The sequence below is a fragment of the Flavobacterium sp. DG1-102-2 genome, assembly GCF_033042555.1.
Lineage (GTDB): Bacteria > Bacteroidota > Bacteroidia > Flavobacteriales > Flavobacteriaceae > Flavobacterium.
Genome location: NZ_JAWLIK010000012.1, coordinates 95,620 through 109,275, shown reverse-complemented (window position 1 = coordinate 109,275; position 13,656 = coordinate 95,620). Strand labels below are relative to the sequence as shown.

Below are 13,656 nucleotides of genomic sequence, written 5' to 3'. Positions count from 1 at the left end.
TCAAGCTATTTTCCTGTGAGCCAGAATAAGCCTTATTTCTTTCAGTCCTATGCCATTATAGTAATTGCTGTAATAGCGCTTATTGGATTTAAGCAAGTGTTGCCAAAAAAGATATTTACCGAAACCCCGGGAAATACCAAAAATGTAGTGGTAGACAGCCTGGCACTGGAAGCAGCTGCCGAGGTGACTGATACCGTTGCAGAAAACGACACGCTTAAGGATAACAGCCAGATTAATTTTGCTGCGGTTAACGGTATAAAATTTGCTGCCGAAAATTTTGACGATTATAAAGGTTACCAGCACCTTGTTATGTTTTATGAAAAGCTGCTTCAGCTTGAAACAAAACAACAGGGTAATGTGAGGATCGCTTACTTTGGCGATTCCATGACCGATGGCGACATGATAGTAAAGGAATTCAGGAGCAGCCTGCAAAACAGGTTTGGAGGAGAAGGTGTGGGCTTTGTTAATATAACCTCAGAGTCGGCACCATCAAGGAGTACGATTTCGCACCAGTTTTCTACCAACTGGAAAACGCTTTCTTACCTTAATGTAAAACATCCTAAAAAGCCATTTGGTGTAAACGGTCACGTTTTCTTTGTGAAAAAAGATACTGTAGATCCTGTTTGGGTAAAATATAAAGCCAGCAACGTTTCGCATTTAACTTCACTCAACAACCCGACGCTTTTCTACGGGAATTCGGGCAACAGACAGGGTGCTGTAGATTTTATTGTGGGTAAAGATACGATTCGCAAAAAACTGAATCCGGTTAGCAGGGTAAACACCCTTGCTGTAGGAATGGGCGACCTTAAGTCTTTTAAAGCTAACTTTTTTGCTGCAGATTCCATTCCATTCTACGGCTTTAACTTTGACGATGGCAAAGGTGTGCACGTAGATAACTTCTCTAACAGGGGGAACTCAGGATTACCGATCGCAACTTTTGATACCAATGTCATGAGGGGCTTTAATGACAGGCTGGGTTACGACCTTATTGTGCTGCAATATGGTACTAACGTTCTTAACTACGGCTCGCTGAATTATACATGGTACGAAAAGAAAATGTCGCGTGTGGTAGAGCACCTTCGCGAATGTTTTCCGGGTGTAGCAGTACTTATCATTTCTACCGCAGATAAGTCAACCAAATATGACCTCGCAATGAAAACCGATTCGGCTGTTGTGCCGCTTACCCGGGCACAAAAGAAGTATGCAGTAAATACAGAGGCGGCTTACATTAACCTCTATACGCTTATGGGTGGCGACGGCTCTATGGTAAAATGGGTAGAAGAAATTCCGGCAAGGGCTAACAAAGATTATACTCACTTTAATTTCAGGGGAGCAAAACAGATCTCTGACCTTATATACAAACAGATAAATAACGGTTACGAAGAATACAAAAGGCTAAGGGGCCATAAGACGCCTGAGCCTAAAAAACCTGAAGTGAAAAAACAGGATTCTATTATCCAAAAACCAGATACTACAAATGCACCGCAATAAGCTGTTTACTTTTTTATGCCTGTTGTTGTGTTTTGCAGCTTCGGCACAAACAGATTCTACCTATATACAGGTAGATTCCATATTTGCCGATATGGTAGATATAGACACCACCGAAATTGTAGGTGGTAACAATATCATTACCAATACATCTGCCATGAAGGTATTCTTCCAAAAGCTCTATCAGCTGGAAGTAGAAAAAAAGGGGAGGGTAAATATTGTACATATTGGTGATTCTCACATACAAGCTGACCTTATGACGGGGTTCATAAGAAAAAGGATGCAGGAACGATTTGGTAATGCAGGTGTCGGTTTTGTATTTCCGCACAGCCTTGCAAGGACAAATGGCAGTTACTACGTGAGGTTCAATTCTAATGCATCATGGCAGGTAAGAAGGAATATTTATCCTGTGGAAGATGATATGAAAGTAGGCCTTAGCGGCATAGCACTTAAAACCAGGGAAAATTTTGCAGTAGAACTAAATGTGCGCGACAGTTCGTATGACTTTAATACCATTAAGGTCATCACGCCTAAAAATGTACCCTCTATAGATCTGGCTACAAGTTCTAAGACCATAGTGTTAGAGTCTAAAGTGCCTAAAAAGATAACGCATAAAATTAAAAATGGCGAGGTTCTGGGTAGCATTGCCAATAAATATGATGTAAGCATCGCTCAGCTTAAAAAAATAAACGGACTTAAAAGCGATAACATACGAGCCGGTCGAACACTAAAAATACCAACGGGCCAGATGCAGACCAGGGAAGTGAAGCGATCAGAGTTTATTCCGCTTGACCTGACTGCTGACGCATTTTCTAACAGTTATCACAGCGATACACAGCTGGATAAAATATACCTGCTGCCGGCTAAGAACTATAAAGAATACACGTTAAGCGGGCTGGTTCTTGAAAAAGATGATGCTGGTGTAGAATATCACAGCATAGGTGTAAACGGGGCTAAATGTTCAGATTATAATAAATATCCTTTGTTCTTTGATCAACTGCCTGCACTAAATCCAGATTTAGTAATTATATCACTTGGCACAAACGAATCTTTTGACAAGATGGGAACTCTGGCGTACAAAGACCAACTGAACTTATTTATTACAAATGTAAGGGCTAAGAATCCTGATGCTGCAATACTTGTAATGACACCGCCGCCATCTTTATTCAGACGCAAATACCCAAATACCTTTGTAGCAGATTATGCTAAAAAGATACTGATACAGGAAACAGAGAAGAATTATGCTACATGGGATCTGTTCTCTGAAATGGGGGGATTGTTCAGTGTTAATCGAAACGCATCCCAGGGGCTTATGAGTGGCGATAGAGTACACTACTCTAAAGCCGGGTATGAGAAACAGGGAGCAATGTTTTGTGAGGCTTTTTTTAAGGTATACGATAATTTTAAATCAAACAGGGACTAATGCAGTTTTCAGATATAGTGCCACAATTTACAGTTGAAAATCTACAGGATTGGTTTTACTATAATCCTGAAGAACCTATGCTTTTTAATACAGCAAAGTTCCTTAGGTTATTCCTGATGTTTTATTTTGTGTATATGCTGGTAAGAAACACCTTTAAGCCAAGGATCGTTATTACAGCTGCATTCTCGATATATTTTTACTTCCTGTGCAGTGGGCCGTTGTTTGTCCTGCTGTTGATATCATCTGTGGTAGATTATACGCTGGGTTTTTTCCTTTATAGGGAAACCAGCTCTGTCAAAAGAAAAATTTATTTGTGGTTTAGCGTTATAATTAATCTCGGCTTTTTGGGATATTTTAAATATGCTAATTTCCTTATAGGTACATACAATGACCTGTCTGGCTCGCATTTTGATTTTTATAAGGTTATACTTCCTGTGGGCATATCGTTCTACACATTTCAGTCCATTAGCTATATCATAGAGATTTACCGCAAGGAGATTGCGCCAACTAAAACATACATGGAGTATTTGTTCTTCGTGTCATTCTTCCCGCAGCTTGTTGCCGGGCCTATTGTAAGGGCAAAAGATTTCCTGCCTCAAATCTACACTAAGCTAAATGTTACTAAAGAAGAAATAAGCTATGCCTTGTTCCTTATCATTGGCGGACTTATAAAGAAAACAGTAATATCAGATTATATATCTATAAACTTTGTAGACAGGGTTTTTGACCTGCCAAATGCCTACACGCCGTTTGAAAACCTCATGGCTGCTTATGGGTACACCATTCAGATTTACTGTGATTTTTCCGGGTATAGTGACATGGCGATAGGTATTGCGCTGTTATTAGGGTTTAAGCTGCCTACCAACTTCCGTACACCTTATAAATCTTCGTCTATAACAGAGTTTTGGAGAAGGTGGCATATTTCGCTTTCTACATGGTTAAAGGATTTCCTTTATATATCGGTAGGGGGTAACCGTTACGGTACTTTTGCGGGATTCTTTTTCCCAGCGTTATTCTTTGTAGCACTTATAATATGGGGAGCTACTTATGGTCCTACAAGTAATGTTCCGTTGTTTTTAGGTATAGGTTCTCTTATTATATTTACCCTGACGTTTGTGCTGTCTAAAGGAAAAGAAAGGACAATGTTTACTAACGTAAACCTTATGACTACAATGCTATTAGGCGGTCTTTGGCATGGCGCGAGCCTTCGTTTCATAATATGGGGAGCGCTGCATGGTATGGCGCTTGCGGTACACAAACTGTTTTCAGAATATTTTCCTGAACGAAAAGACATGCCTAAAACCGGTGCTTTAAAAGTATGGAACTTTATTGCCGTGATACTAACATTTCACTTTGTGGCATTCTGCTGGCTTTTCTTCCGTGCTAAAGATTTTACTACCGCGCTGGATGTAATTAATAACATTAGCCTTGTAACGTTTAGCCCAGACCAGTGGCAAACTATAATTTTAGGTTATAAAAATGTATTTATGCTTATGCTTGTAGGATATGTTTGGCACTTTTTACCGGATAGTTTCTCTACAGGACTTAAGAATACATTCTACAAAATGCCACTTGTAATTAAGGGAATAATTTTAGGGCTCACGATGTGGCTTGTCTATGCAGCCGCGGCCGCAGGCCCGCAACCCTTTATCTATTTCCAGTTTTAAATATAACATTTTGCTTTAAATTCGTTTTTTTACTTAAAAACCTTGTTTAAAGAAAGTAAAGTAAACATTAAGTTAATTTTTTTTGAGTAATTTACCGCACTAAATTAACTATGATGAAAAAAACTTTACTTATTTTATCTCTGTGTGCCTCTATGTTTGCTTCGCATTCGGCAAAGGCACAGGATGAAACGCCTTATACCCTTACGGTATTTAATCAGGCGGTTTACTACGGAATGTATGAAGCCACAGTGAGTGAACCACTTCCTGAAGGTGCTATACGCCATTCAAATTCGTCTTACGGAAAGAAGCTTACGCAAGATCAGCTTGATTCTTTCGGTAATACACTTACTATGACAGTTACCCTAAATCCTCTTTGTGATAATTATGACAGGATAGGAAACGTTAACCTTGCATTTGTTCCTAAAAATGCCGAATCGTATGTTTACGGCGATGTAAAGCGTATCGAGCTTGGCCGTTTTATAACACCTTTCATGGACAAGAATGAAACATCTGTAACAGAAGTTCCTTATGTATATGACCTTAATGAACTGGCTAATGTTTTTCATGATGCCGCTATTACTGCTCAGTATGACTTTTGGGTAGAGCTTGAAGTATATGGCTATCAGGGAGGTCCCGGCCAGGGAGGTGCAGCTGTAGAAATACCTGGCTGCTCTAATCGTAATGACGTATACATGGGATCATTAACTTTTGAATCTACTACAAATCCTGAACTTCCTGCGCCTGCAGCATCTTTTATAGGTCCTCTTTCATTTAAATATGAATTAAAGAATTATACTCTTGACGGAACAGATGAAATAGGTGAAACTACTAAAAGTATATATTTTAATCTTAGCGCACCTGTAGAAAATGCAAAACTGCATGTTATAACTTCTAACCATGGTTCTAATACTAACGGCGAAGAATATATCAGAAGAAATCACTTTGTATACCTTGATGATGTGTTAAAACTTCAATATAAACCGGGAGGCGTATCATGTGTGCCTTACAGAGATTATAACACTCAGATAAACTGTATCTATTACCTGTGCAACGGTACGTCAAATCCTCCTCCAAGGCCTGATAATAATGCATCATGGAGCTGGAACAACTGGTGTCCGGGTGATAAAATCCCAAACCGTGTCATAGATCTTGGTACTTTGGCAGCTGGTGGTCATACTTACAAGATTGATGTTCCGGATGCTCAATTTGCCGGTGGTCAGGGCTATTTCCCTATGTCTGTTTATTTAACAGGAGACGGATCTGCAGTGCTTTCAGGTAAAGCTTTTGAACAGACAGCTGTAAATGTGTATCCTAACCCGGTTAACGATATTGCAACAATCAGCGCCGCAGATCAGACAGTAAAAGCATACGAAGTTGTAAATACTGTAGGACAGACTGTGTTGAAAGGATCATCTGAAACTATCAATATGTCACAGCTGCAAAGCGGTATTTATATTGTTAAAGTTACATTTGACAACAATCAGACTATTACAAAGAAAATTATTAAGAATTAACTATTTTCTCATAGCATAAAAACCGTCGCTTTGCCGGCGGTTTTTTTATGCACATTGATTTCTAAAACGTAAATTTTATCAGTGCATTTGGTGTGCGCTGCAGTGCATACGTGTTTACTTCCTCTACAATGTTTGAACTGTTAATACGATAATAGCGGCTTATTATGTTTTGCCTGTCAAAAATATTAAGAATAGATATGCCCAGTTGTAGCTGCGATTTATCTGTAGCCTTGATGATATACGAGGCTGAGAAATTAACCTGAAAAAAACCTGCAATGTTAGCCGAGTTAGGAGAAGCATAACTTATTTCAGGCCTTGCGAGTGATGTAAACCCAACAGTACTGCTCAATGGCGGTGTAACAGGTCTTCCTGTATTCCATCGTGATCCCAGTGCAATCTTAAAATTATTCCACTCATAGATTGCAGCGCTGTTTATAGTATGGCTGATCTCAAAATTGCTCGGAAATTTTTGAGATGAGAATCCGTCAAATCTGTAGCTGTTGTTATTAAAGCTGTAGCTAAGCCAGGTATAAAATCCATTAAACTGCTTTTGTACCAAAAACTCTGTGCCGTAAACGGTGTAGCTTCCAATATCGCTTCTAAGCTCCAGCTGATCCTGAAAACCCTGCCCGCCTGTCGTAATACCGTTTACTTTTTTATAGAAATTTTCAAGTGAAAGAAGCCATCCATTTTCTTTAAAAGTTACGCCTGCCGATAGCTGCCTGCTTTTTTGTACAGGTAGTTCATTGTTATCCGAAAGTACCCATCTGCGTTTTTCTATACCCAAAAAATCGCCCTGAAGCTCTACAACCTGCGATGTCGACTGGCTTTTCATTTCCGCAAGGGCTTCCAGTTGCCAGCTTGGCGCCAGCATATAGTTAAGCTGTAACCGCGGCTCGGCATACACCATACTAAATTGTTCAATATAATTTAATCGTAATCCACCCCTTGCATGGAGCCTTGCGTTTTCTGAGTCATATTCAAGCTCTCCTATAACCGCATGGTTACGCAATACATCTTTTTCTTTTCTACTGTAAGAAGGTTCGTTAACCTTATCACTATTTGTAATGCCTATTTCATTAAACTGGTAACCTGTATGCAGGTTGTATTTAGTGCTTAGCCTTCTGCTGTCACTTAACTTAAAACCGATGTCTACTATGGAATTGCCTTGTTCCATTATCTGCTGCGACTCTACAGATGCATTCCTTCCGTCTACGTTATAATATGAAGTATAAAATCCCGCTTCGCTGCTGTGTGTATCATTCCATTGGGTTTTCCATCCTGCCGATGCACCCAGCGTAAGCTGCCTGAGGCTGCTTATTTCGGTAACAACAGTTTGTGTATTTATGGTACCCTGCGTAAAATCAAGATTATTATTAATGCCTATTACATCAACATACAGATTATGGTTTTGTCCTATCTTCTGATGATACTGCCCTGTAAAATCGTAAAAATAAAATTCCTTGTCGCTTTTGTAGTTAACATCTGTGCTGTTGTCAAGGCTGGTTACAACAGTATTTTGGAAAATTCTCTTGGAATATTTACTGTAAGTAGGAAAGTCAAACACATCTGTAAATGATCTTCTGGCAGACAGTTCAAAATTTGCCTTTTCAGAAGTTTTTACTTTAGTATAAAAATCGGCATTGATCATGTTTGTGCTTACTGTGAGGTTGCCTTTGCCAATTTCAGGCGTGTGTGAAGAAATATCTACGGCGCTGGAAACGCTCTCGCCATAAAAAGCCGATGTTCCGTTCTTGAAGATTTTGATCTCGTTTGCAAGGTTGGGGTTTAAGGCAGATATAAGCCCAAAGAAATGCCCTGTCTGGTAAAGGCGTATACCATTCCATAAAAAGAGGTTCTGATCGTGCGTGCCGCCCCTTACATTAATGTTTGATACCGTTTCATCAATACTCCTTATACCGGGGAGCTGCTGCATGGTAAGCAGTACATCCGGCTCAATAAGCCCGGGAAGGATACCGAATTTCTTTGGCTTAATGGTAAAGCTGCCGTCTTTTTTCTTGGAGATACCGGTTGCAATGTATCGTTGGGTAATCAGCTCTTCAAGCTCAAGAGACCTTAGTGTTAGTATGACTTCTTTGCAGTCATCGCCAAAATCTTTTACATTTATGGAGGTTGATTCAAAGTTAAGGTGATCAATAAAGATGCTTCCCGTAATGTTTTGGGGTACTTCAAAATAACCGTCATGACGTGTAACGATCTTGGAATTGTCGGGTAATTGTATAACGGCATTATCTATAGGCGAACCAAATTCATCTATAATGTAGGCGCAGCGCTTTTTTCCAGCTTTTGCATCGGAATATAAAATTATATACTCACCCACATTTTTGTAATTAAGCAGTGTCCTGTTTGCTATATAAACCAATTGGGCCTTTAAGGGAAGTTTTGCCGGCGGCGGAAAGATAGAACGTCCTTTTATATCATTTTCAGCATAGCTGAATTTTACGTTGAATTTAACCGCAACAGAATCCAGTATCGTTTTGAGTTCAGCACTTTTTTTTTCGTCCTGGCCAAAAGCATTGGGGACGATGATGATCAGCGATAAGAACAGCAAAAATTGCCGGATTTTTAGCATTATTCAACAGAAAGTATGATTTTATTGCCTGTTTTTTGCGACTTTAAATTGTAAGCAGTTGTAATACTTTCAAGGGCATTGTTAAGATTGTTCATAGGTATATAACCTGTAAATGCTGATAGTTTCTCAGGATGCTGAACGGTAAGTTCTATATCTACACTATACTGGCGTTCAATTTCATTGATTACGCTGGTAAGTTTTTCGTTAGAATAAACAACCTCATAAGTAAGCCATCCCGGCTGTGTTTTCTTGTCTTCAGATGTCTGCATTTTACCATTTTCAAAGGTTATGCTTTTACCTGGTGTCAAAAGAACAGCTTTGCCATTACTTGTTACCCTTACCTTACCTTCAAAACAGGTTACATCAAAACGGTTATCCCTTGCTTTTACGTTAAACTGCGTTCCTACTACGGTTACTTTTCCCATAGCAGTCACAACGTCAAATGTCTTTCCTTTGGCGGCTTTAAAATAAGCTTCGCCATCTAACTGCAATTTACGATTATTTTTCCAATTCCAGGTTTTATAATCAGCTTCAGATCCCGCGTTCAGTGTTACAGAAGAATTGTCCGGTAAAAGAAATTCTGTTCTCTGGCCGTTTTCTGCCAGTTGGGTAGTTGTTTTGTTGATGTATAAAAAATAAGTTGCCCCCAGTGCAATAACCAGCATCGCAGCAATTCTTGATATCCATGGGTTTAATGTCCTCACTTTTTGAGCCGGCTTATTTTTATTTGCACTTATGCGTGCATACAGCGCATCCATATCAGCCTCGGGTGCAGTAAGCTGTGCAGAATATTCTTTTATTTTATTGTAAGTGGCAAACTCCGGAGTGCTCATGAAGGCTTCAAGCGCCTTTGCATCAAGTTCGTTATTAAGCCACTTAGCTAACATTGTATCATCTTTCATTGTGATCCCTTTTTTACTATAACAGCTAACAGGTAAAATTCCCTACCTGATATTGTCAATTTCTTTTCTTAATTCGTTCAAAGCTCCGTGAAGGCGTTTTTCTACCGCCTTAACGCTTATGCCCAGAATCTCTGCAATCTCATGATATTTCTTACCGTCAATGCGGTGCAGCAGGAATGCGGTGCGTTGTGCTTCGGTAAGGTTTGCTATGGCTTTTTGCAGTTTTACCTTAAACTGGTCCTCTTCCATAAGAAATTCCGGACTTTGCTTATCGGTGCCGCTAACCGGATTTTTTTTAGTGTATTCCAACACTACTTTTTGGTGGGCTATCTGGTTAAGGGTAGTATTGTTTGCTACGGTGTAGAGAAACGACTTCGCTTTTTCAAGCGGAACGCTCGCACAGTTCTCCCATAGCTTTATAAAAGCCTCCTGCGTTACATCTTCGGCCTGTTCTTCGTTGCCATATTTGTAAAACAGGTAATTGCGCAATGCTTTTGCGTGGCTTTTAAAGAAATTAGAATATATAATTTCTTCGCAAATACCTTTAAGGGAATTCTCTTTCATTTTGGCTTGTAAAAGTGGGTGTAAATTATAAAAATTTATGATTACGCCAGCAAATCTGCAAAAAAAATACGGTATTCCAATAGCGCGGTATTCTTTCTTTTTTGAAAATGCCACTCATTGCCTTGTGCTGAAAATGAGTAAATTATTTTTTTCTAAAAAAAAGTAAAATAGGGGTAGGGTATTTTTATATCCGCCTGTTATTATAATTATTACCGATACAATGATAAAAAAACTGTTTGCTGTTTTGATGGTGTCGTTTCTGGCGTTTTCATGTCAGAGCGATAGTATTAGTGAAAGCACCGAAGCTTTGGAAGAGGGTTCGCAGTTAACGGAAGTACTCAAGGCAATGTCGTTAAATGAAACAGATGTTGACGATTTTTTAGACAGTACAAGCTGCTATAAGGTCAGGCTTCCGGTTCAGGTTATAGTTTACGGACAAAGGATAAGGATATTGTCTGAAAGCGGTTATTCAGAAGTACTAAATGCCCTTGAAAATGGGAGTGATTACGAAGGAGCCGATTCGCTGTCATTTGTATTTCCGGTAACGCTGCAGGATGAGCACTATTCCGAAGTAACTGTAAATAATCAGAAGGAGCTAACTGCTTTGAGGATACAGTGTACAGGGAGTATTCAGAGTTATATTGGCGATGATTGTGCAGAAATCATGTATCCAATAACGCTATATAATTATAACAGCGGTTTCCAGATGCAGGGAACCAGTGTAGTAAATAATAACCAGGAGCTTTACACAGTAATTAAAAATCTTGGGCTTAAAGAATACTATTCGGTTAAATATCCCGTTATTATAAAAATTAGTCAGGAAAGTAGTATAGAAGTTGCTGATAACGAAGCACTATTAGAAGCGATAAACAATGCACTAAACGCTTGTGGGCAACAAGGGTAAGACAGATTAGGCATCCTTACAGCGATATTAATTATCGCGCATAAACAGTAATAGTTGTGTTTTTTTAAATATTCAAGTTTTTTTCCGAGAGAAACCGGCCACTTCCCAGGCCGGTTTTTTATTTTAGGGTATACAGGGCATATAAATAGCCTATTATTTATAGGCAAAACCCTGTAACTTAAAAATCAAATTCTTAAATTTGCACCTCTATAAAAGAAACCCTGATTTTATGTTTGATAATTTAAGTGAAAAATTAGACAAAGCCTTACATATACTTAAAGGCCACGGAAAGATAACCGAAGTAAACGTAGCAGATACCCTTAAAGAAGTTAGAAGGGCGCTGCTTGATGCCGACGTTAACTTTAAGATTGCTAAAGATTTTACTACCAAGGTAAAAGAAAAAGCAATGGGCGAAAATGTATTGACTACATTACAGCCTGGCCAGCTTATGGTAAAACTCGTGAAAGACGAGCTTACAGAGCTTATGGGTGGCGATGCTGCCGGTATAAACCTAAGCGGTAACCCGTCAATTATATTGATGTCTGGTCTTCAGGGTTCGGGTAAAACCACTTTCTCAGGAAAGCTGGCTAACTTCCTGAAAACTAAAAAGAACAAAAAACCTTTATTGGTTGCCTGTGATATTTACCGTCCGGCGGCTATCAACCAGCTGCATGTAGTAGGGGATCAGATAGGTGTAGAGGTATACTCTGAGGAAGGTAATAAAAATGCTGTTGAGATTGCACAAAACGCAATTAAGTATGCAAAAGCAAACGGATTTAACGTGGTTATCGTGGATACCGCAGGACGTCTTGCTGTAGATGAAGAAATGATGAACGAGATCGCAAACGTTCATAAAGCTATAGAACCGCATGAAACACTGTTTGTGGTAGATGCCATGACAGGACAGGATGCGGTAAACACTGCAAAAGCATTTAACGACAGGTTAGACTTTGACGGTGTAATCCTTACCAAACTTGATGGTGATACCCGTGGTGGTGCCGCTATCTCTATTAAATCAGTAGTAAATAAACCAATCAAATTCATCGGTACAGGTGAAAAGATGGAGGCTATCGATGTGTTCTATCCTAACCGTATGGCCGACCGTATTCTTGGTATGGGTGACGTTGTGTCGCTTGTTGAAAGGGCGCAGGAGCAGTACGATGAGGAAGAAGCAAGAAAACTCCAGAAGAAGATCGCTAAGAACGAATTTGGTTTTGACGATTTCCTTTCGCAAATACAGCAGGTTAAGAAAATGGGTAACATGAAGGACCTTGTTGGCATGATACCTGGTGCAGGAAAAGCTCTTAAGGATGTAGAGATAGAAGACGATGCGTTTAAGCATATCGAAGCTATTATACATTCTATGACACCGGCAGAGCGCAGCAAACCGGCTCTTATTGATGTTAAGAGAAAGAACAGGATTTCAAAAGGATCCGGTACTTCTGTTCAGCAGGTAAACCAATTGCTGAAGCAGTTTGACCAGATGAGCAAAATGATGAAGATGATGCAGGGCGGAGCAGGAAAAAACCTGATGCGAATGATGGGCGGCATGAAAGGTATGAAGCCATAAAAAAAATATGGAGACGCGGTTAAACGCGTCTTTTTTTGTTATACATAACTGCCTACAAGCAGTATTCTATTGAACATCTATTTTCAAAAATAAAACACGAACAATGCAATTACTGGACGGAAAAAAAGTTTCGGAAGACATTAAGAATGAAATTGCCGAAGTTGTAACAAAAATGAAGAAGAACGGCGAGAAGGTGCCTCACCTTGCAGCTGTAATTGTTGGTAATGATGGCGCAAGCCTTACATATGTAGGCAGTAAAGTTAAAGCCTGCGAATATGTGGGTTTTGAGTCTACGCTTATTAAACTGCCAAGCACAATCTCTGAACTTGAGCTTTTAAAGAAAATTGAAGAATTGAACCAGGATGATAACATCGATGGTTTTATAGTGCAGCTGCCGTTACCAAAACAGATTGACGACCAGAAAGTGCTAATGGCCATAGACCCAAGCAAAGATGTTGACGGTTTTCACCCTGAGAACTTTGGTAAAATGGCACTGGATATGACAACGTTTATTCCTGCAACACCATTTGGTATCCTAGAGCTTTTAGAACGTTATAATGTAGAAACTGCCGGTAAACACACGGTAGTTATTGGCCGCAGCCACATCGTAGGCCGCCCAATGAGTATCCTTATGGGCCGTAAAGGTTTCCCTGGTAACTCAACGGTTACATTAACGCACAGCCATACCAAAAACATTGCACAGATAACAACGCAGGCAGATATTATTATCACTGCTCTCGGTGTACCTAACTACCTTAAAGCCGAAATGGTTAAGGATGATGTTGTGATCGTAGATGTGGGTATTACACGTGTTGCCGATGAGTCTCACCCTAAAGGTTATGTTATTACAGGTGACGTTGATTTTGAGAACGTAAGCAAAAAAGCATCTTTCATTACTCCGGTTCCGGGTGGTGTAGGGCCAATGACAATTGCCATGCTTCTTAAGAACACACTTCTTGCAAGAGAGCTTAGAAAAGAAAAATAATAGTAATATTATAGAATTTAACAGGGAGCCAATTGGCTCCCTGTTA

General features: G+C 39.6%; 10 protein-coding genes. 7 read left to right on the top strand and 3 right to left on the bottom strand.

Annotation, left to right across the window (positions count from 1 at the left end):
- Window positions 1-15: 15 nt before the first annotated feature.
- From R1T16_RS15805 to R1T16_RS15790, 4 genes are all read left to right on the top strand, one after another.
- Window positions 16-1,491 (top strand): hypothetical protein, encoded by a 1,476-nt coding sequence (locus R1T16_RS15805; RefSeq protein ID WP_317502093.1) that lies wholly within the window; start codon window positions 16-18, stop codon window positions 1,489-1,491.
- Window positions 1,478-2,911, top strand: coding sequence for a GDSL-type esterase/lipase family protein (locus R1T16_RS15800; protein ID WP_317502092.1), 1,434 nt, complete (start codon window positions 1,478-1,480; stop codon window positions 2,909-2,911). The genes R1T16_RS15805 and R1T16_RS15800 overlap by 14 nt, the downstream gene beginning before the upstream one ends.
- The gene (locus R1T16_RS15795; protein WP_317502091.1) at window positions 2,911-4,578 is read left to right on the top strand and encodes an MBOAT family O-acyltransferase; all 1,668 of its coding nucleotides are present in this window, start codon (window positions 2,911-2,913) and stop codon (window positions 4,576-4,578) included. The genes R1T16_RS15800 and R1T16_RS15795 overlap by 1 nt, the downstream gene beginning before the upstream one ends.
- 113 nt (window positions 4,579-4,691) lie before the next feature.
- Complete coding sequence (locus tag R1T16_RS15790) at window positions 4,692-6,092, top strand: peptide-N-glycosidase F-related protein (RefSeq protein WP_317502090.1); 1,401 nt, start codon at window positions 4,692-4,694, stop codon at window positions 6,090-6,092.
- Window positions 6,093-6,153: 61 nt separating this feature from the next.
- Here the strand turns inward: R1T16_RS15790 and R1T16_RS15785 are convergent, their stop codons facing one another.
- From R1T16_RS15785 to R1T16_RS15775, 3 genes are read right to left on the bottom strand one after another with little or no spacing between them, the layout of a single operon-like run.
- Window positions 6,154-8,685: a TonB-dependent receptor plug domain-containing protein gene (locus tag R1T16_RS15785; RefSeq protein WP_317502089.1), complete on the bottom strand. Its 2,532-nt coding sequence runs from the start codon at window positions 8,683-8,685 to the stop codon at window positions 6,154-6,156.
- Window positions 8,685-9,587, bottom strand: coding sequence for a FecR family protein (locus R1T16_RS15780; protein WP_317502088.1), 903 nt, complete (start codon window positions 9,585-9,587; stop codon window positions 8,685-8,687). The genes R1T16_RS15785 and R1T16_RS15780 overlap by 1 nt, the downstream gene beginning before the upstream one ends.
- Window positions 9,588-9,629: 42 nt before the next feature.
- Window positions 9,630-10,151 carry an RNA polymerase sigma factor gene (locus R1T16_RS15775; RefSeq protein WP_317502087.1) on the bottom strand — a complete coding sequence of 174 codons (522 nt, stop codon included), beginning with the start codon at window positions 10,149-10,151 and terminating at the stop codon, window positions 9,630-9,632.
- Between the two features lie 220 nt (window positions 10,152-10,371).
- Between R1T16_RS15775 and R1T16_RS15770 the strand changes: the two genes are divergently transcribed.
- The 3 genes from R1T16_RS15770 to R1T16_RS15760 all read left to right on the top strand — a co-directional run bounded on the left by R1T16_RS15770 (window position 10,372) and on the right by R1T16_RS15760 (window position 13,610).
- Window positions 10,372-11,055: a hypothetical protein gene (locus R1T16_RS15770; RefSeq protein WP_317502086.1), complete on the top strand. Its 684-nt coding sequence runs from the start codon at window positions 10,372-10,374 to the stop codon at window positions 11,053-11,055.
- A gap of 229 nt (window positions 11,056-11,284) precedes the next feature.
- The gene (gene ffh / locus R1T16_RS15765) at window positions 11,285-12,625 is read left to right on the top strand and encodes a signal recognition particle protein (RefSeq protein WP_317502085.1); all 1,341 of its coding nucleotides are present in this window, start codon (window positions 11,285-11,287) and stop codon (window positions 12,623-12,625) included.
- A gap of 103 nt (window positions 12,626-12,728) precedes the next feature.
- Window positions 12,729-13,610, top strand: a complete 882-nt coding sequence (locus R1T16_RS15760) for a bifunctional 5,10-methylenetetrahydrofolate dehydrogenase/5,10-methenyltetrahydrofolate cyclohydrolase (RefSeq protein WP_317502084.1) — start codon at window positions 12,729-12,731, stop codon at window positions 13,608-13,610.
- Window positions 13,611-13,656 lie beyond the last annotated feature (46 nt).